The organism is Caulobacter sp. Root655, assembly GCF_001427665.1.
Taxonomy (GTDB): domain Bacteria; phylum Pseudomonadota; class Alphaproteobacteria; order Caulobacterales; family Caulobacteraceae; genus Caulobacter.
Genome location: NZ_LMHC01000023.1, coordinates 466,523 through 485,798, shown reverse-complemented (window position 1 = coordinate 485,798; position 19,276 = coordinate 466,523). Strand labels below are relative to the sequence as shown.

Genomic DNA, 19,276 nt, shown 5'->3' with positions numbered 1-19,276 from the left:
GCGCGCAGACTACGCCAGGAAACGCCGGGAGCAAGTCGAGATTCAAACATCCGTTTATCACGCGATGGGCGACCAACCTTGGCAAGGCGCGGTATAGAAGACGCCGATGACGTGTCCCGCCGGGGATTCGCCGATCAGAGGTCTTGATGTCCGCGCCTGAACTGAGACCCGCCGCCCTGGCCGTCGCGCCGACCCTGGCGGCCATCCTGGCGGCCGGCGCGGGCATCCTGCTGCTGGCCTCCGGCGCCACGCCCTCCGAACCGACCCGTTTCGCCCTCTGGGTGGCGGTCGCTCCCGGGCCGCTGATCGAGATCAGCCACTTCCTCTCGTCGATCCTGGGCCTGGTGCTGGTGCTGCTGGCGTTCGGCCTGCGTTCGCGCCTCGACGCGGCCTGGTGGGCGGCGCTGGTCACCCTGGCGGCCGGCGCGGTTCTGGCCTTGTTCAAGGGCCTGAACTGGGAGGAGACGGTCATCCTGACCGCCATCCTGCTGGCCATCCTGCCGTTCCACGAAGCCTTCCCCCGCACGGCGGCCCTGTCGCGCATGGAGATCACCCCCGGCTGGCTGCTGTCGGCGGCCATGGCCCTGGGCGGGGTGGCGCTGTGCGGCTGGTGGACGTTCCGCCACACCGAATACGCCGACCAGTCGGTGATGAAGATGATCGGCGACAAGGACGTGGCCCGGGCCATCCGCTCGTCGGCCGCTGCCGCCATCACCCTGATGGCCATCGGCGTCTGGCGGCTGATCGCCACCCCGGCCACGCCGTCCGTTGTCGATGACACCGATCCTGAGTTTGACAGGGTCCGCGCCATCCTGGCCAAGGCCGAGGCCGCCGAGCCGCCGTCCAACCTGGCTCTGCTGGGCGACAAGCGCTTCCTGTTCTCGGCCTCGGGCGAGAGCTTCCTGATGTTCGGGGTGCGCGGCCGCTCTTGGATCGCCATGGGCCCGCCCGTGGGCCGCGACGACGAGCGCATGGAGCTGTTCTGGCGGTTCCGCGAACTGGCCGACGCCCACGCGGCCCGCGCCGGCTTCTACGCCCTGGGTCCGGCCGACCTGCCAGACAGCGTCGACCTGGGCCTGGCCATCCAGAAGACCGGCGAGAGCGCCGCCGTGCCGCTGGAGGCCTTTTCCCTGGCCGGCCGTCGCCGCGAGGTGCTGCGCCGCAACTGGCGCAAGGCCGGGGAGGGCGGGGCGGCCTTCGAAGTGCTGCCGGCCGGTGGGGCCGCCGCGGTGATGGACGAACTGAAGACCATCTCCGACGCCTGGCTGTCGCACCATGCCGGCGGCGAGAAGGCGTTCTCGATGGGCGGCTTCGACCCGCGCTACGTCGCCGAGTTCCCGATCGCCCTGGTGCGGGTCGAGGGCCGGATCGTCGCCTTCGCCACCCTGTGGACCACGGCGGGCAAGGTGTCGTTCTCCATGGACCTGATGCGCTATTCCGACAATGCACCCAAGAACGTCATGGACTACCTGTTCGTCGAGTTGCTGGGCTGGGGCAAGGCGCAGGGCTATCACGCCTTCGAATTCGGCGTCGCGCCGCTGGCCGGCCTGGAGGACCGCCCCCTGGCCCCGATCATGTCGCGGGTGGGACGGCTGCTGTATGAGCGCGGCGAGGAAATCTACAATTTCCAGGGTGTCCGGCGCTACAAGGACAAGTACGATCCGGTCTGGCAGCCGCGTTACATTGCCGCGCCTCACAAGTGGGCGATCCCTTTTCTGCTCGCCGACATCGGCCTGCTATCGTCGGGCGGCGTGTCGGGACTGACCAAAAGGCCGCGACCTAGTAGCGCGGGTCGCCCGTCTTCATCCCCAGCAGATTGAGCAAATGGGCCGTCATCAGCAGGGTGACGACGGCGCCGCCCAGCATCAACACCCGCCACGGAACCATGCGTGGACCCTTTAGAACATTGATCGGACGGGCCCCGCGCCAGCCGCAGAACACGGTCAGGGCGAGGGCGATCAGGGCGGCGGCGATCGTGCTGGTCAGGTCCATTGGCCCCTCATGGCCTGCGACAATCGGCCGTGTAAATGGTTAACGGCCGTTAACCACGTTCAGCCGAATCTTAGGTACATATGTTGGAAGGTGCGCCTGTTAACCATCCACAGTTAAGTTTGGCCAAACGCAACATATAGCGGTTTTGGTCGCGTTTACACGCTAGGAATCGGTGTCTAGCGTTGGTCCCCAGGTGTTGGGAGATCGATTCGATGACGGCCGCGGCGCCATGGAGCGTAAAGGGGATAGACCCCAAGGCACGAGAGGTCGCTAAGGACCTCGCGCGTCGCTCCGGCATGACCCTGGGCGAGTGGCTGAATCGGATGATCATCGACGGCGAGGGACCCGACGCGGTGACCCTGGAAGCCTTCGCCAACGCCGGTCGCGCCACACCCGCCAACAAGCCCTATTACGAGACCAACCGCGGCGACGCCCCGGCCCGCATCGAGGCGCCCGAGCATCCCGCCGACGAGGTCGGCCGCGTGGCCATCGCGCTGGACCGCCTGACCCACCGCATCGAGGCCGCCGAGACCCGCTCGGCCCAGGCCATTTCCGGCATCGACGAGTCGGTGCGCGGCGCCCTGCAACGCCTGGCCTCGGCCGAACGCGAGCAGATCGCCGTCGCCGCCCGCTTCGAAGGCGCGGTCGACGAGATCAAGACCGACCAGACCCGCAACGCCGAACGCCTGCGCCGCATGGAGGCCGAAGCCGTCGGCCCGCGCTCGGCCGAGGCGCTCCGCGCGCTGGAAGGCGCCTTGGGCAAGGTCGCCGGCCACCTCTATGAGGGCGAGGCCCGCACCCGCGAGACCATCGCCCACCTCGAAAACCGTCTCGACAACCAGGCCGGCCTGGTCGGCGGCGATCCCGTGGCCCTGGTCGACGAAGTCGTGGCCCGCCTGGGTCAACGCCTGGAAGCCGCCGAGGCCCGCACCGCCGAAGCCTTGCAAGCCTTGGGCGCCTCGTTCACCGCCCTGGACGGCCGTCTGCAGACCGTCGAGGGCCGCGACGTCGGCGAGGGCGTCCAGAAGCGTCTGGACGACCTGTCGAACGGCCTGACCCAGCGCATGGAAGCCGCCCGCCTGGAGATGGCCGCCAAGCTGCGCCAGTCCGCCGACGGCCGCTTCGACCGCATGGAGCACAAGCTGGGCGAGATGACCGCCCACGTGCAGGCCGCCGAGCAGCGCTCGGCCCAGGCCATCGAGCGCATGGGTCGCGAGGTGGTCGGCATGGCCGACGCCCTGAACCGCCGCGTCCAGACCTCGGAAGCCCGCAACAGCGCCGCCATCGAGCAGGTCGGCGGCGAAGTGGCCCGCATCGCCACGGCCGTCGAGCAGAAGCTGCACCGCGCCGACAGCGTCCAGGCCCAGGCCCTGGAAAAGCTCGGGACCGAGATCGCCCGCATCACCGAGAAGCTGGCCGAGCGGATCAGCAACGCCGAGCGCCGCAACGCCCTGGCCATCGACGACGTCGGCGACCAGGTCACCCGCGTCACCGATCGCTTGAACCAGCGCCACGAGCGCACCTCGCAGGAACTGGTCGACCGCATTCGCCAGAGCGAGGAGCGCACCGCGCGCCTGCTGGAAGAAGCTCGCGAGAAGATCGACACCAAGCTCGGCGAAGCCCAGCGCCGCCTGGCCGAACAGGCCGCGCCGGCTCCGACCCCGGCTCCGCACTACGCGGCGTCGCCGTTCGACGGCGAGCGCTATTCGTTCGGCGGCGAGGCCGTTCCCGAGGACGTCTTCCACCAGCCGTCGGCCTTTATCCCGGCCCATACCGCGTCAATGGCCTCGACCCCGGCCCGCACCGCCGCGCCCGCCGCCTTCGACGCCCCGGCGTTTCTGGCGCCCAGCTTCCCGGCCAGCACGCCCGTCGAGCCCGATTTCGGCGACGAGGACTTCGAGGCCGCCGACGGCTTTGGCCTGGCCGCCGCCACGCCGGAACCCGAGCTCGAACCGGAGCTGGAGCCGGAAGCGGCGTTCACGACCGCGTTCGAACCTGAAGCCGACTTGGACACCGATTTCACCGCGCCCGAGGCGCCGGCCGCGCCGTCGCGTCCGCTGTCGACCCGTGAAGTGATCGAACAGGCTCGCGCCGCCGCCCGCCTGGCCGCCGCCGCCGGCGAGGCCAAGGGCAAGGACAAGCCCAAGAAGGCGCCCGGAACCTCGCTGTTCGCCGGCTTCGGCGCCAAGGGCTCCGCGAAGAAGGCCAAGAACAAGTCGACGATCAAGACGGCTTTGATGGTTTCGGGGGCGGCGGCTTTCCTCGGCGTCGCTGGCGCTGGCATGATCCTCAGTACCGGCGAGGGCGCTGGCGCGCTTCCCGAGCGCGTCGCCCAGGGCACGGCCAACAAGGCGACCGGCGAGATCCGCTCCGCCGAAGCCGACACCAGCCCCGGCGCGCCGCGCGCCACCGTCGCCCTGACGTCGCAGGTCACCCCGGCCCTGGCCGAGACGATGCCCGTCGCCGCGCCGTCCGCCGAGAACGCCCAGGCCCTCTACGACGACGGCGTGCGCCGCATCGAGGCCAAGGACCGCACCGGTCTGGAGCCCCTGCGCAAGGCCGCCAACCTCGGCCTGCCGCGCGCCCAGTTCTACCTGGCCAAGATGTACGAGGTCGGTGAGGGCGGCGTGAAGAAGGACCTGCCCGAGGCCCGCCGCTGGACCGAACGCGCCGCCACGGCCGGCGAAGCCCGCGCCATGCACAACCTGGCCCTCTACTACTACAAGGGCGAAGGCGGCGAACGGAACTCGACCAAGGCCGCCAGCTGGTTCCGCAAGGCCGCCGACCTCGGCCTGGTCGACAGCCAGTTCAACCTGGCCCAGCTCTATGAAGGCGGTTGGGGCGTCAGCCAGAACCCGTCCGAGGCCTACAAGTGGTACCTGATCGCCGCCAAGTCCGGCGACAACGCCTCGCGCGCCCGGGCCATGGCCCTGCGTGGCCAGATGACCGCCGAAAGCCAGCGGATCGCCGAGCGTTCGGCCACCGGCTTCCGCTCGCAGGCCTATGTCGCCCCGACCCAGGTCGCCTCGCTCCAGGGCGCGGCCGCGCCCAGCCCCAGCCTGGCCACCGCCCAGCGCGCCCTGTCCAAGCTCGGCTACTACCAGGGCCCCCAGGACGGCGTCACCTCGCCGGCCCTGCAGATGGCCATCGCCGCCTACCAGCGCGACCAGGAGCTCTCGGCCACCGGTTCGCTGGACGGCGACACCCTCAGCCGCCTGTCGGCGTTCTCGCGCTAGGGGCTTCCAGGCTTTCGGAATCTAGCCAGATAGAGCGCGGCGCTGTAGGCGGACTTGGCAAGAGTTCGTTCGGGGTGGATGTCGGACGGCCGAGCTTCTAGGATTGAGCTGTGCCCAACGAACACATCCTTGGCAGTTTTGAGCGGCCCGACGGCAAAGAACGCATTGTTGTGGTCCGCCGTAGCGACGGCCTCACGACCTATCGAAAGCAGTCAAAAAGCGCTGCATCGAACGCTTGGGGCGCCGCCGGTCCCGACTGCGGTATCTATGATGATGGACGCTCAGCTCTCGCTGAAGCACGAGCGCGGGTGTGGTGGTTGGCGGCGGCAGGCTCTTCGATCTGACGTCCGACTAGGATGGCTCGCGGACGGTCGCCCTTCCCTCCCCATTTTGGGGAGGGGGGACCAGCGAAGCTGGTGGGTGGGGCTTCACCGCCGCAACGAACGGCCCTGCACCGGACCCCCACCCGACCCGCTACGCGGGCCACCCTCCCCGCAGGGGGGAGGACCTCGGTCACATGCCCGAAACCGGACCTCAGGTCGCGGCAAACCGAAAGTCGGTTCTGGTGAACACTTGCCGTTGTGGCGCAAACCGCGAGGCTTGAAGGTCGCCACGTCTGACCGGGCCGACCGCGTCTTGCCGCCTCTACGGCTGAGCTTTCACACTCCCACATCCCAAGGATGCGCCCTGTGGCCAAATATCCTCCGTGGACCTATGGGCTGGGGTCGGTAATAGTCGCACTTTCCGGGGGGAACGGGAGAAGCGGCCGGTGGCCGCCTTCCGAAGGAGTTGTCATGGCGTTTGAAGCAGCGGCCAATCACGCACACGAAGACCGCGTGCCGGTCCCACCGGCGGTCTGGGTATGCGGGCTGGCCACGCTCCTGCCCTTCGTCGTCTGCTCGGCGCTGTTCTGTTACGGGCCGATGGACATGCGCCAGGTCGCGCTGATCAGCCTGCTGGCCTATTCCACCGCCATGCTGTCCTATCTGGGCGGCATCCGCTGTGGGCTCGAGATCGAGCATCCCAGCCCGCGCTGGCTGACCTTGGGTCTGTCGCTGCTGTTTCCCCTGGCCGGTTTCGGCCTGCTGCTGGGCGGGCTGAAGTTCGAGCCGGCCTGGCAGCTGTCGGGCTTCCTGCTGGTGTTCATCCTGCAATGGCTGTGGGACGTGACCAACCACGAGGGGCCCGCCTGGCGCCCGCGCCTGCGCACCCTGCTGACCTCCGGCGCGGCCATTTCGCTGGCCTTCGCGCTGGAACAGGCCCTGCACCTGTAAGGTTTTGCGGCGGCGCCACGATGGGCGCGCGGTCTCGGCCCTTGTGACCCGCCGCCCGGAAGCGTACACGCTGCGCAAACTTTCTGGCTGAGGCAGGACTGACGGCATGACCTTGTTCGATTCCCCGGATTTCGAGGGACACGAAGGCGTTCACGCGTTCTTTGACGAAAAAACCGGCCTCAAGTCGATCATCGCCATCCACTCCACGGCCCGGGGGCCCGCGGCCGGCGGCTGCCGGATGTGGGACTACAGCAGCAGCGACGCGGCCGTGACCGACGCCCTGCGGCTGTCGCGCGGCATGTCGTACAAGAACGCCATGGCTGACCTGGACTTCGGCGGCGGCAAGGCCGTGATCATCGGCGACGCCCGCAGCCAGAAGACCCCCGCCCTGTTCGAAGCCTTCGGCCGCGCGGTCGACAGCCTGAACGGCCAGTATTGGACCGCCGAGGACGTCGGCGTTTCGCCCGCCGACCTGGTCAGCACCCGTAAGACCACCCGCTACGTCGCCGGCCTGGAAGGCCACGCCAGCGCCTCGGGCGACCCGTCGCCGGTCACCGCCGAGGGCGTGTTCCGCGGCGTGCGCCTGTGCGTCCAGCGGGCCCTGAACCGCGACCTGAAGGGCGTGAAGGTCGCCATCCAGGGCGTCGGCCATGTCGGCGCCTATCTGGCCGAGAAGCTGCACGCCGCCGGCGCCCAGCTGATCATCGCCGACGTCAACCAGCAGGCGCTGGCGGAAGTGGCCGCCAGGACCGGCGCCCAGATCGTGCCGACCGACGCCATCTTCGACGTCGACGCCGACGTCTTCGCCCCCTGCGCCCTGGGCGGCGCGATCTCGACCACCACCCTGCCGCGCCTGAAGGTCAAGGTGATCGCCGGCGGGGCCAACAACCAGCTGGCCGACGCCACCATCGGCCAGGCGGTGTTCGACCGCGGCATCCTCTACGCGCCCGACTATGTGATCAACGGCGGCGGCATCATCAACGTGGCCGGCGAGATCCGCGCCCTGGCGGCCGGCGCGGCGTTCGACCCGCAATGGGTGGCGACCAAGCTCGATCGCCTGGCCCAGACCCTGGGCGAAGTGCTCGACCACTCGCTGATCGACAAGCGGCCGGCGAACCTGGTGGCCGACGAGATCGCCCGCTCGCGGATCGCGGCGGCGCGGGGATAGTCACGAAGGTCCTCCCCCTGTGGGGGAGGCGGTCGCGAAGCGACCGGTGGGGGGCGTGTGATGGGGCGGCAAGTTCGCGGCGGGTTCGAATCCTACCCGCGGAGCCACCTCATCCGCCCTCCGTCGCCTTTGGCGACACCTCCCCCAGAGGGGGAGGAATGCGAACCCGCCCGCTGATCTCCGACCCCGCGTCCCGGTCCAGCCGCAGATAGACCGGCAGGGCCAGCAGCGTCACCAGCCCGATCGCCACGAACGGCCAGGTGAAGCGGTCGGGCGTCAGGTGCGCCCCTCCGCCGCGCGCCAGGTGCAGCATCAGCCCGCCGAAGCTGACCCCCAGGGCCAGGCCCACCTGCTGGGCCACGGCGCTCAGGGTCGAGGCGGCGGCCACCTTCTCCTGCGGCACGTCGGCATAGGCGATGGTGTTGGCGGCGATGAACTGGTTCGAGCGCGCGAAGCCGCCGAAGAACAGCACCCCGGCCATCAACAGCATCGGCGTGCCGGTGGTGAAGAAGCCCGGAGCGGCGGTCAGCAGGGCCGTCAGGGTGACGAACACCGCCAGCGAGGTGCGGAAGCCGAAGCGCTTGAGGCCGGCGGCGGCGAAGGGACGGGCGATCAGCACCCCGACCCCGGTTCCCAGGGTCACGACGCTGGCCTTCAGCGGGCTCCAGCCCAGGGCCACTTGCAGCAACAGCGGCATCAGGAACGGGCTGGCCCCGATCCCCAGCCGCACGAAGGCTCCGCCCAGCAAGCTGGCGCGGAAAGTGCGGTATTGAAGCAGGCCCAGGTCGAGGATCGGCTTGGGCGTCGTTTTGGCCTTGCGCAGGTAGAGCCAGCCGCTGGCCAGGGCCAGGGCGAGGACGCTCATCTGCGCCCAGGAGGGCAGGAGCGACAGGCCCGCCGTCTCGGCCACCACCACCAGGCCGCTGATCGCCACGGCCGATAGCAGGAAGCCCAGGGTGTCGAACCGGCCCATGTCGGTCGGCTGGCCCCTGGGCACGAAGCGCATCACCGCCGTCATGCCGAGCAGGCCGATCGGCAGGTTCAGGTAGAAGATCCACGGCCAGTCGGCGACGCTGAGCACCAGGCCGGCCAGAGGCGGTCCGATCAGCGGGCCGACCAGGGCGGGCATGGTGAACCAGCCCATGGCCCGGATCAGTTTTTCCTTGGGCGTCGAGCCGACCACGATCAGCCGCGCCACCGGCGTCATCATCGCTCCGCCGATCCCCTGCAGGATACGCGAGGCGACCAGGGCCTCGAGGTTGCGCGACAGGCCGCACAGGGCCGAGCCGGCCAGGAAGACGGCCATGGCGGTCATGAACACCCGCCGCGCCCCGAACCGTTCCGCCGCCCAACCGCTGGCCGGGGTGAACACCGCCAGGGCCAGGATGTAGGAGGTGAGCGCCAGCTTGAGATGGATCGGATCGACGCTGAAGGCGCGGGCCAGGGTGGGCAGGGCGGTCGACAGGGCGGTGGAGTCGATGAACTCCATCAGGAGGGCGCTGGCGACGGCCAGGGAGATCAGGCGGGTCCCGACGACGGGGGGCTCTTGCCGGACTGTGGACTGAACGGAGGACACGGGCAGGGGCTTACGCCTGGTTTTCCACGGCCTCAAGGTCTGGAGAGCCGATCGCGGCGTCAGGCGTTATCATCGGGTCACCGTCGCGCTCGGGAGCTCGCCATGTCCGCCGAAACCCACCTGTCGGAACTGGAGGAGGAGATGGCCCAGGCCGTGGCCTCCGAGGACTTCGAGACCGCCGCCGCCCTGCGCGACCAGATCGAGCTGATCCGCCGCGACGTCCGGATCATGGAACAGCCGGGCGCCGACGCGCCCCAGGCCTCCTACCTGAAACGCCGGGAGCCGGACCCGATGACGATGGGCTATTCGAAGGGCGGGCGGCGGGTGAAGTAGAAACCCCCTAATGTCCCGGTCGCGGTTCGAACGACCGCTTCTCGGGCGGCTTCAGGCATTCCGCGTCCGGCTTCTGGCCGTGCTGCGGCTTGGGCTCCGCGTGGGGGATATGGGACGTGTCCAATGGGGCCTGGTGCTCGAAACTCTTGATCATGACGTTCCTCCCGCTTTTGTTGTTTTCACGCCGCCGCGCCATGAGGCCAGCATAACCCAGCGCAGGGAGCTTCGTTCCGTCACGGTTGGGTGATTCGGCGGAGGGTTGAGCGCGCCGGGAATCTTGAAATCCCCGGGGCGCGCGACAAACAGCTTGACAGGTCCGGCGGCGAGGATCATTCCGCCGCCGAGCTTCCTGCTGCGTCGCAGCATGAAGGCTCTCAACGGAACCCCGAACCCATGCCCAGCGACAGTCACAGTCGATCCAACACGCCGCGAGAGGCGTCCCGGTAGGGTCTGGTTCCAGGCTCCCTCCGTGACGGCCGCTCGCGGCCATTCACGAGGTAGAGCCCCATGGTTTTCCTGTCCGGAGACCCCAAGGCCGCGCGCCCGTTCGCGCGTTTCCTGCGCGTCGGAACCGTCCCGTCCTGGGCGGACCTGATCGCTTTCCTGCTGCTCGCCGCCGCCGCGATCCTGATCGTGCGCGGGGCCGAGGACATGGGCCAGTCCCTGGCCGTGCTGCACACGACGCCGGTGACGCTGGACCCGGTCCGCCTGCCGCAATACGCCCTGCGCACCACGCTGCGGATGTTCCTGGCGCTGGGCGCCTCGCTGGTCTTCACCTTCACGGTGGCGACCCTGGCGGCCAAGAGCCGGAAGGCCGAGCTGGTCATCGTACCGGCGCTCGACATCCTGCAATCGGTACCGGTGCTGGGTTTCCTGACCTTCACCGTCACCTTCTTCATGGGCCTGTTCCCCGGCCGCCAGCTTGGCGTCGAGTGCGCGGCGATCTTCGCCATCTTCACCAGCCAGGCCTGGAACATGGCCTTCAGCTTCTATCAGTCGCTGCGCGCGATCCCGTCCGACCTGGACGAAGTCAGCCGGCAGTTCGCCTTCTCGCCCTGGCGGCGGTTCGTGCGGCTGGAGCTGCCGTTCGCCACGCCCGGCCTGGTGTGGAACGTGATGATGTCGATGTCGGGCGGCTGGTTCTTCGTCGTGGCGTCGGAGGCGATTACCGTCGGGAACACCACGGTCACCTTGCCCGGGATCGGCTCCTGGCTGTCCCTGGCCATAGCTCGCCAGGACATCAAGGCCGTCGCCATCGGCGTCGGCGCCATGGCGGTGGTCATCGTGCTCTACGACCAGTTGGTGTTCCGGCCGATCGTGGCCTGGGCCGACAAGTTCCGCTTCGAGCAGACCGCCTCGGGCGAGCGCCCCAGGTCGTGGCTCTACGACCTGGTGCGCCGCACCCGCTGGCTGCGCGCCCTGGCGGCCCCGCTGACCTGGCCGGCCACGGCCATGGCCGCCATCGACTGGCCGACGATCCCCAAGGCGAGGTTCGCGCGGCTTGAACTGTCCGCCGGAACCGGACGGGTCCTCGACGGCCTCTGGGTCGCCCTGGTCGTCGCCCTGGGCCTGGCCGGAGCCTGGGTGTTGTGGGAGTTCCTCAGCGCCCACCTGGCGCTGACCGACCTGCTGACGGCCTTCGGCCTGGGCCTGGCCACCCTGGTCCGGGTGGTGGTGCTGATCGCCTTGGCGACCGTGGTCTGGGTCCCGATCGGCATGTGGATCGGCCTGCGTCCGGCCTGGGCCGAACGCCTGCAGCCGATCGCCCAGTTCCTGGCGGCCTTCCCGGCCAATGTGATGTTCCCGTTCGCGGTGGCGGCGATCGTCGCCTGGCGGCTGGACCCCAATGTCTGGCTGTCGCCGCTGATGGTGCTGGGAACCCAGTGGTACATCCTGTTCAACGTCATCGCTGGGGCCAGCGCCATTCCCGGCGACCTCAAGGAGGCGGCCGGGATCTTCAAGATGCGTGGCTGGCAGTGGTGGCGGCAGGTCGGGATACCCGGAATCTTCCCCTACTACGTCACCGGCGCCCTGACGGCCTCGGGCGGGTCGTGGAACGCCAGCATCGTCGCCGAGGCCGTCACCTGGGGCGACAAACACCTGGAGGCCGCCGGCCTGGGCGCCTTCATCGCCAGGGCCACGGCCGCCGGCGACTACGCCCGCGTCGCCCTGGGCGTCGCCGTGATGTCGATCTTCGTCATCGCCTTCAACCGCGCCCTGTGGCGGCCGATGTACCGGTTCGCCGAGCGCCGTCTCCGTCTGGCTTAGGGAGCGTTCCCATGACTCGTTTCACCCCCATCCAAACCCTCGTTCAAGCCCTTGGCCACGACAACGTCCTGGTCGAGGTGCGCGACGTGCGCCACCTGTACGGCAAGGCCGGCGGGGCCAATCTTCTGGTGCTCGACGACGTCGACCTGACCCTGCGCGACAACGAGATCGTCGGCCTGCTGGGCCGGTCGGGCTCGGGCAAGTCGACCCTGCTGCGGTCGATCGCCGGCCTGATCACCCCGACCTCCGGCGAGATCGTGTTTCCGTCCCGTGCCGGCGAGCCGCCGACCACGGTCAGCATGGTCTTCCAGAGCTTCGCGCTGTTCCCTTGGCTGACCGTGCTGCAGAACGTCGAGGTCGGACTGGAGGCCAAGCGCGTCAAGCCCGACGAGCGCCGGCGGCGGGCCCTGGCGGCCATCGACCTGATCGGCCTGGACGGCTTCGAGAACGCCTATCCCAAGGAGCTGTCGGGCGGCATGCGCCAGCGTGTCGGCCTGGCCCGCGCCCTGGTGGTCGATCCCTCGATCCTGCTGATGGATGAGCCGTTCTCGGCCCTGGACGTGCTGACCGCCGAGACCTTGCGCACCGACCTGCTGGACCTGTGGTGCGAGGGCCGGATGCCGATCAAGGCGATCCTGATGGTGACGCACAACATCGAGGAGGCGGTGCTGATGTGCGACCGCATCCTGGTGTTCTCGTCCAATCCGGGGCGGGTGGTGTCCACGGTCAAGGTCGACCTGCCGCAACCGCGCAACCGCCTGGACCCGGCGTTCCGGGCCCTGGTCGAGAGCATCTACGTCCAGATGACCCAGCCGGGCCAGGCGCAGGGCGGTCGCCAGAACGAGGGGCTGTTTCCCGGAACGGGCGTCGGCATGGTGCTGCCCCGCGTCTCGACCAACACCCTGGCCGGGCTGATCGAGGCGGTGGACGGCGCGCCGTTCGACGGCCAGGCCCACATGCCCGACCTGGCCAAGGAGCTGCAATACGAGGCCGACGAGCTGTTCCCCATCGCCGAGACCCTGCAGTTGCTGCGGTTCGCCGAGCTGGAGGGCGGAGACTTGCGCCTGACGCCGGCGGCCAGGCGCTATGCGCAAGCCGACGTCGATACGCGCAAGCAGCTGTTCGCCCAGCACCTGCTGGCCCATGTGCCGCTGGCCGGCCACGTCCGGCGGGTGCTGGACGAGCGGGCCTCGCACAAGGCGCCGGCCGCGCGGTTCCGCGACGAGCTGGAGGACTCAATGTCGCCCGACTACGCCGAGCAGACGTTGAAGGCGGTGACCAGTTGGGCCCGCTACGCTGAAGCCTTCGCCTATGACGAGGGCGCCGACCTGTTCACCCTCGACGATCCCAACTGACGACACGGGGGGCGCCGCGGATGATCACCCTGGGGCTGACGATACGGCGGTGAACTTTCCGGTCCCAGGCCGAGATCGTTTCCCATGGAGGCGCGTCACCCCACCCTCGTTCTCCCGGCCTCAACCGAGCCTCCGCCTTTCGGCGAAGGCTCGGCGCCAGGACCCGGTCCTAGTTCAGGCTGACGGTCATCTCATAGATAATCGGCGCCAGGGAGCCGGCCGTGAAGTACAGCCGGACCTTGCTGCCGATCACCGTGGGGAAGGTCACCGTGCTGCTGGTTCCGATGGTCGTGCCGGTGTAGGCGGTCGCCCAGGCGGTTCCGGTCCAGTATTCGATCCGGTAGCCGCCGGTGCGGTCGCCGAATTCCGTCATAGTGACGGTGTTGAACGCCTTTCGGACTCCGAAATCAGCCTCCAGCCAGGTGTTGGCCACCGTGGCGCCGCGACCCTGCCAGTTGGTATTGGGATCGCCGTCGAAAGCCTTGTCGGCCGTCTGGGTGGCGTCCCAGTTGGTCGAGCTGGCGTAGGAGCGGTTCAGCCCCAGGTTCGTTGCGTTGACCGGCGTGGCGTTGAGCGCCATCGCGTAGATGATCGCGGTGTCGGTTCCCGAGGTGAAATAGATTCGGGCCTTGCGGCCGGTCACCGCCGGGAAGGTCACCGTGCTCGACGCGCCGATGCCGGTTCCGGTGTAGGCGGTTTTCCAGGTCGAGCCGTTCAGGTACTCGATCCGGTAACCCGTCGTCCGTGTGCCGTACTCGCTGATCGTCGCCTGGCTGAAGATGGCGTCCCGACCGAAGTCGACCTCCAGCCACTGGCCGGCGTAGCTCGTGCCCGGCCCGGCCTGCCAGTTGGTGTTCGGATCGCCGTCGAACGCGCCGTGGGCGGTCTGGCCGGGCCAGTTCGAGGTGCTGGAATATTTCAGCACCTCCGAGACGGCGTCGACGCGGTCCGTGCCGCTCTGCAGAGTGGGGGTCATCCAGCCGCCCTCGTCGAACTCGTTCCAGGCGTACATCAGCACCGTGTTGGCGTCGGCCGTGGTTTGGTTGGTCTGCACCCAGTTGACGGCGTTCTGCAGGTTGGTCCCGATCTCGGCCGGCGTGGCCTTCTGGACCCAGGCGTTGGCGGGTGCCGAGGCGCCGCCCCACCAGCTCTGCGGATAGAGCGACCGTGGCCGATTGTCCCAGCCCGTGGTCACCGAGGGCACCACCTTCTTGCCGGTATTCTTGAAGGTGTTCCAGGTGCTGGCGTTCTGCGAGATCAACGTCGAATAGGCCACGCCGTTGATCGCGCCGTCGGCGTAGGTGCTGATGGCGTCCGCGCCGGCGGCCGTGGCGTAGCTGGACGCCGTGGCGGCGTAGGGCGAGAGCAGAACGATGTAGGGGTTGGCCGCCCCCACGGTCGCCGCCGCCGATCTCACGCCGGCCACATAGGTCGCCATGTCGGCCGTGGTGTCGCCGCTGTTGATCATCACATAGAGCAGCGGACGGCCGTTGAGCACCTTCTGGAAGTGGCCGAGGCTGAACTCCGACGCCAGGGTCGCGGCTGGGACCGAGCTCATGCTGACGACGTAGGTATAGTTGAGGTTCTCGCGCTGGGTGCTCGACTGGTAGAGGTTGCGGGCCGTCGACATGCCGTCGTTGTCCGGGAAGTAGCAGAAGGCCCAATAGTTGAGGCCGGCGCGCTTGGCGTAGGCGATGTCGGCGTCCATCTGGACCTGGGTCAGTTGGCGGACGTTGACGGAATCCGTACCGGTCTCCACGCCGTAGAACGGCACGCGGTCGTGGAACTGGTTCAGGCCGAGATTGCGCTCGACCTCCAGACCGACATGACCACCGGCGCCGGTGGGCAGATCGCCCACCCAGGCGTCCCAGCGGATCGCGCCGACCGTGGCGCCCGGAGCGTTGGCGGCGAATGTCGCGGCCGGCGCCGTCAAGATCGCCAGGCACAGCGCCGCGGCGGCGACCTTGGCGCTTTTCGGCGCCAGGCCGCGCAGAGGGGATGATCTATTCATTTGGAAAATCCTTGGAGGTTCAATTCGGGTTCTGGATCGCCGTCGCGGAAAATTGCGACGGCGGGTTTTCACGATCTCGGCGGCGGGCTGTCGCCCAGCCTTCAAGGCCGCTTGTTCCTATTTTGTTCCAGGTATGCGTCAGACTCGGACGTGCTCGCGCGCGCCGCGTCGAGAATTGTCAGCGCCTCAAAACGTCAGCGGTGCGAGTTGTCCTGGATCGCGACGAGGTCTCGGCCTTAAGCCGCGAACCCCGCCTCGGCGAAGGCCAGCATGCGTTGCAACAGGCTCTCGACGTCGGCTTCGCTGGTGGTGCCTTCCGAGAGCACGTTCAGACGGTCGAATTCGGCGAAGCGGTTGTTGTGCAGCATGCCCAGGGTGAAGTGCAGCCGCCAGTAGATCTCCTCCGGCGCCAGATCCGGGCGCGCCTTGAGCAGGGCGTCGGAGAAGCGGCGCAGGTGAGTGACGTCGGTCTTGAGCACCTGGCGGATTTCGTCGGTGCCTTCGCTGCGGGCCCGGATCAGGAACTGCAGCGAGATGCGCCGCTCGTGGTCGGGGGCCAACCACTTCAGCGGCGGGGTCAGCAGGGCGGCCAGGATCTCGCGCACCGGCGGCGAGCCGTCATGGCGGTCGGTGGCCTCGTGCAGCTTCTTGGCCCGCTCGCGGTTCAGCTCGACGGTGCGCCGGCGGAAGATCTCGTAGAGCAGGGCGTCCTTGGAGCCGAAGTGATAGTTCACCGAAGCCAGGTTGACCCCCGCCGCGGCGGTGATGTCGCGCACCGACACGTTCTGGAAGCCGTGCAGCGCGAACAGGCGCTCGGCGGCGACGAACACCAGGTTCTTGGTGACGGCTTCATTGTCCACGCCCTCGATATCGGGCTCGGGCGCTGGATTGGCGGCGGCGACGTCGCTCTTCGGACTCACTTACGGATCCCCTTTACCTGCGGGGAAGTCTTACGGCCGTTCGAATTTGGCGCAAGCGTCAAGATGGGGCGGACGCGGAGGATTTCCCTCACATTCCCGATCGTGTGTCGAAAGCGGCGCCCTTCAGGCGGGAAGAACGAGCCCCCGCCGTCGGCCGGACGACCTTCGGAACAGGCCCCCGCGCCAACCGTTGATCAGGTCCACTCCGAGGACATCACCATGGCTGACCAAACCGCGCCGCAAGACGGCTCGCAACCCGGCGTGCTGGGCGACTTCTCCCAGGCCCAGAACCTGGGCCAGCCCGGCCATCCCGAGGACCGCGTCTCCGAGACCGACGTCAAGGAGGCCTTCCAGACCGAAGACACCCCGACCAGCCGCGCGGTCGAGCCTTTGCCCGAGGGCGAGAAGCCCGACCAGCTGGCCGAGCATCTCGACAAGGCCGAGGACCGCCAGGAAGCCTTGATCGACGAAAGCCTGGAGGAAAGCTTCCCCGCCAGCGACCCGCCCAGCGCCAAGAAGATCACCTGAAGCTGGCCATCCGCCCGGCTTAGCGCCGGTACCCCGCCGCGATCTGGGCGCTGTCGGCGTATTCCTGGAAGTCGCTGACCTTGCTGTCCCGCAGGGTGAAGACGTGAACGCAGTCGGTGTCGACCTGTGCGCCAGTGTGCCTGGATGGCGCGGGGCGCAAGGGTGTTGATCCTCCCCCGAGGGGCGGCCGCGTGAAGGCTAGTGCCCCGCCGCGCTCTTGCTGAACAGGTTGATCACCAGCACCCCGGCGATGATCAGGCCCATGCCCGCCAGGGCCGGCAGGTCGAGGCGCTGCCTGTAGACCACCCAGGCGATGGCGGTGACCAGCACGATCCCCACGCCCGACCAGATGGCGTAGGCCAGGCCCACCGGCATCGACTTCAGGGTCTGGGACAGGCCGTAGAACGCCACCGCGTAGCCGACGGCGGTGATGATCGACGGCAGGGGCCGGGTGAAGCCCTCGGCGGCCTTCAGGGCCGAGGTGGCGATCACCTCGGCGACGATGGCGAGGGCGAGCCAGGCGTAGGCGTTCATGAGCGTTCCGCCCTCAGTGCTTCCCGCGATCGCGGCCGAAGTTCGGCTCGGCGCTCTCCTGGCCGGCCGCGACGATGCCGCGGCGGATGGCCCGGGTGCGGGTGAAGTGGTCGTGCAGGGTGTCGGCGTCGCCCCAGCGGATGGCGCGGCTCATGGCCTGCAGGTCCTCGGTGAACCGGCCCAGCATCTCCAGCACCGCGTCCTTGTTGGCCACGAAGATGTCGCGCCACATGGTGGGGTCGCTGGCGGCGATGCGGGTGAAGTCGCGGAAGCCGCCGGCTGAATATTTCATCACCTCGCTCTCGGTGACGTTCTCCAGGTCGGCGGCGCTGCCGACGATGGTGTAGGCGATCAGGTGGGGCAGGTGGCTGGTGACGGCCAGCACCAGGTCATGGTGCTTCTCGTCCATCAGCTCGACATTGGCCCCGATCGCCCGCCAGAAGCTCGACAGCCGGGCGACGGCCAGGGCGTAGGCCTCGTCGTCGTTGATCTTCGGGGTCAGGATCGTCCAGCGGTTCTCGAACAGCTCGGCGAAGCCGGCATCGGGACCGGAGTGCTCGGTGCCGGCGATCGGGTGGCCGGGGATGACGTGCACGCCGGCCGGAGCCGCCGCGTACATGGCCTCGGCCGGGCCGGCCTTGACCGAGCCGACGTCGGTCAGGGTGGCGCCCGGCTTCATGGCGGCGGCGGCGATCGCGGCCACGTCGGCGGTGGCCAGGACCGGGGTGGCGATGACCACCAGGTCGGCGCCGGCCACACCCTCGGCGACGTCGGCGGTGACCGTGTCGGCCAGACCCAGTTCCTCGACGCGAGCCCGGTGGGCGGGGCTGGCGTCGACCACGACGACCTCGCCGACCAGCTTGTGCTCACGCGCCGCGCGGACGATCGAGCCGCCGATCAGGCCAAAGCCGATGACGGTCATTTTCGGATAGATCAGGCCGGGGGGGGTCATCTAGCGCCCCACGAACGCGGCGATCAGATCCACCACCGCCCGGTTCTGCGCCTCCAGCCCAATCGAGATGCGGATGGCGTCCGGCAGGCCGTAATTGGCCACGGCCCGGACCAGATAGCCCTTCGACGCCAGGAAGGCCTCGGCCTCGCGGGCGGTCTTGCCCGGCACGTCGGGGAAGTTGACCAGCACGAAATTGGCGGCCGAGGGGGTGACCTCCAGGCCCAGTCCGCCCAGCTGCTGGGTCAGCCACGGCCGCCACTGTTCGACCAGGGCGACCGAGCGCTTCTGGAAGTCCTCATCGGCCAGGGCGGCGATGGCGGCGTCCTGCGCCGGGATCGAGGTGTTGAACGGCGGGCGGATGAGCTCGATCGGGTCGATGATGCCGCTGGGACCATAGCCCCAGCCCACCCGCAGCGCGGCCAGGCCGTGCAGCTTGGAGAAGGTGCGGGTGACGATGACGTTCTCGGCGTTCCGCGCCAGGTCCAGGCCGTCCTCGAAGCGCGGGTCGGTGCAGAACTCGGCATAGGCGCCGTCCAGCACCAGCACCACCGACGGCGGCAGGGCGGCGTGCAGGGCGCGGACCTCCTCGCCGGTCAGCCAGGTGCCGGTCGGGTTGGCGGGGTTGGCGATGAACACCAGCCGGGTGCGCTCGTCGACGCACTTGACCACCTCGTCGATGTCGATGCGCTGGCCCGGCTCCTTGGCGAAGCGGACCTCGCCCTGGCAGGCCCGGGCCCCGATGGCGTAGGCGGCGAAGCCGTGCTCGCCCTGGACGATGTTGTCGCCGGGCTCCAGATAGACCTGGTTGAGCAGGGCGAAGATCTCGTCCGAGCCGTCGCCGAAGGTCAGGCGCTCGGGCTCCAGGCGGAAGTGGGCGGCGACGGCGGCGCGCAGGGCGGTGGCCTTGCCGTCCGGATAGAGGTGCAGGCGGTCGGCGGCGTCGCGATAGGCGGCGCGGGCCATCTCGCTGCAGCCCAGGATGTTCTCGTTGCTCGACAGCTTCACCGGATGGGCGATCCCCTCGACCTTCGACTTGCCGCCAACGTAAGCGGCGATGTCGAGCACGCCCGGCTTGGGGGTGGGGCGGGGCGCGGCGAAGCGGTCGGTGGCGGGAGCGGTCATCGGGGAA

General features: G+C 68.9%; 17 protein-coding genes. 8 read left to right on the top strand and 9 right to left on the bottom strand.

Annotated elements, in window-relative coordinates; all coding sequences use genetic code 11:
* Positions 1–146 precede the first annotated feature (146 nt).
* Entirely contained in the window at positions 147–1,820 is a 1,674-nt protein-coding gene (locus ASD79_RS17235; RefSeq protein ID WP_056723788.1) for a bifunctional lysylphosphatidylglycerol flippase/synthetase MprF, read from the top strand.
* Here the strand turns inward: ASD79_RS17235 and ASD79_RS17230 are convergent.
* Entirely contained in the window at positions 1,780–1,992 is a 213-nt protein-coding gene (locus tag ASD79_RS17230; protein WP_056723786.1) for a hypothetical protein, read from the bottom strand. The two genes, ASD79_RS17235 and ASD79_RS17230, sit on opposite strands and share 41 nt — an antisense overlap.
* A 296-nt stretch (positions 1,993–2,288) precedes the next feature.
* On the opposite strand from ASD79_RS17230, the gene ASD79_RS17225 reads away from it, so the two are divergent.
* From ASD79_RS17225 to ASD79_RS17215, 3 genes are all read left to right on the top strand, one after another.
* Positions 2,289–5,228 (top strand): peptidoglycan-binding protein, encoded by a 2,940-nt coding sequence (locus ASD79_RS17225; RefSeq protein WP_235524492.1) that lies wholly within the window; start codon positions 2,289–2,291, stop codon positions 5,226–5,228.
* Positions 5,229–6,022: 794 nt separating this feature from the next.
* Positions 6,023–6,502: a DUF3429 domain-containing protein gene (locus ASD79_RS17220; protein ID WP_056723782.1), complete on the top strand. Its 480-nt coding sequence runs from the start codon at positions 6,023–6,025 to the stop codon at positions 6,500–6,502.
* Positions 6,503–6,608: 106 nt separating this feature from the next.
* A complete protein-coding gene (locus ASD79_RS17215) occupies positions 6,609–7,670 on the top strand; it encodes a Glu/Leu/Phe/Val dehydrogenase (RefSeq protein ID WP_056723780.1) in 1,062 nt (353 codons plus the stop codon).
* A gap of 109 nt (positions 7,671–7,779) precedes the next feature.
* On the opposite strand, the gene ASD79_RS17210 is transcribed toward ASD79_RS17215, so the two are convergent.
* Positions 7,780–9,246: an MFS transporter gene (locus ASD79_RS17210; protein WP_056723778.1), complete on the bottom strand. Its 1,467-nt coding sequence runs from the start codon at positions 9,244–9,246 to the stop codon at positions 7,780–7,782.
* A gap of 102 nt (positions 9,247–9,348) precedes the next feature.
* On the opposite strand from ASD79_RS17210, the gene ASD79_RS17205 reads away from it, so the two are divergent.
* Positions 9,349–9,579 (top strand): UvrB/UvrC motif-containing protein, encoded by a 231-nt coding sequence (locus ASD79_RS17205; protein ID WP_056723775.1) that lies wholly within the window; start codon positions 9,349–9,351, stop codon positions 9,577–9,579.
* 150 nt (positions 9,580–9,729) lie between these two features.
* On the opposite strand, the gene ASD79_RS24025 is transcribed toward ASD79_RS17205, so the two are convergent.
* On the bottom strand, positions 9,730–9,945 hold the full coding sequence (locus tag ASD79_RS24025) for a hypothetical protein (RefSeq protein ID WP_156400553.1): 216 nt from the start codon (positions 9,943–9,945) through the stop codon (positions 9,730–9,732).
* A 141-nt stretch (positions 9,946–10,086) separates the two neighbouring features.
* Between ASD79_RS24025 and ASD79_RS17200 the strand changes: the two genes are divergently transcribed.
* Both ASD79_RS17200 and ASD79_RS17195 read left to right on the top strand, forming a co-directional pair.
* Entirely contained in the window at positions 10,087–11,847 is a 1,761-nt protein-coding gene (locus ASD79_RS17200) for an ABC transporter permease subunit (protein ID WP_056723773.1), read from the top strand.
* An 11-nt stretch (positions 11,848–11,858) separates the two neighbouring features.
* A complete protein-coding gene (locus tag ASD79_RS17195; RefSeq protein ID WP_056723770.1) occupies positions 11,859–13,202 on the top strand; it encodes an AAA-associated domain-containing protein in 1,344 nt (447 codons plus the stop codon).
* A gap of 169 nt (positions 13,203–13,371) precedes the next feature.
* Here the strand turns inward: ASD79_RS17195 and ASD79_RS17190 are convergent, their stop codons facing one another.
* Together ASD79_RS17190 and ASD79_RS17185 are read right to left on the bottom strand one after the other, a co-directional pair.
* The gene (locus ASD79_RS17190) at positions 13,372–15,213 is read right to left on the bottom strand and encodes a discoidin domain-containing protein (protein WP_056723768.1); all 1,842 of its coding nucleotides are present in this window, start codon (positions 15,211–15,213) and stop codon (positions 13,372–13,374) included.
* A 236-nt stretch (positions 15,214–15,449) separates the two neighbouring features.
* Positions 15,450–16,133 (bottom strand): TetR/AcrR family transcriptional regulator, encoded by a 684-nt coding sequence (locus tag ASD79_RS17185; protein WP_056723767.1) that lies wholly within the window; start codon positions 16,131–16,133, stop codon positions 15,450–15,452.
* Positions 16,134–16,352: 219 nt separating this feature from the next.
* On the opposite strand from ASD79_RS17185, the gene ASD79_RS17180 reads away from it, so the two are divergent.
* Complete coding sequence (locus ASD79_RS17180; protein WP_056723765.1) at positions 16,353–16,661, top strand: hypothetical protein; 309 nt, start codon at positions 16,353–16,355, stop codon at positions 16,659–16,661.
* 19 nt (positions 16,662–16,680) lie between these two features.
* Here the strand turns inward: ASD79_RS17180 and ASD79_RS24020 are convergent, their stop codons facing one another.
* Genes ASD79_RS24020 through hisC form a run of 4 tightly spaced genes read right to left on the bottom strand, consistent with a single transcriptional unit; the run spans position 16,681 to position 19,269 of the window.
* Positions 16,681–16,821 (bottom strand): hypothetical protein, encoded by a 141-nt coding sequence (locus ASD79_RS24020; protein ID WP_156400552.1) that lies wholly within the window; start codon positions 16,819–16,821, stop codon positions 16,681–16,683.
* 38 nt (positions 16,822–16,859) lie between these two features.
* Complete coding sequence (locus tag ASD79_RS17175) at positions 16,860–17,195, bottom strand: SMR family transporter (protein WP_056723763.1); 336 nt, start codon at positions 17,193–17,195, stop codon at positions 16,860–16,862.
* A 13-nt stretch (positions 17,196–17,208) separates the two neighbouring features.
* Positions 17,209–18,147: a prephenate/arogenate dehydrogenase family protein gene (locus ASD79_RS17170; protein WP_056723761.1), complete on the bottom strand. Its 939-nt coding sequence runs from the start codon at positions 18,145–18,147 to the stop codon at positions 17,209–17,211.
* Positions 18,148–19,269, bottom strand: a complete 1,122-nt coding sequence (gene hisC / locus ASD79_RS17165) for a histidinol-phosphate transaminase (protein WP_056723760.1) — start codon at positions 19,267–19,269, stop codon at positions 18,148–18,150.
* Positions 19,270–19,276: the final 7 nt, after the last annotated feature.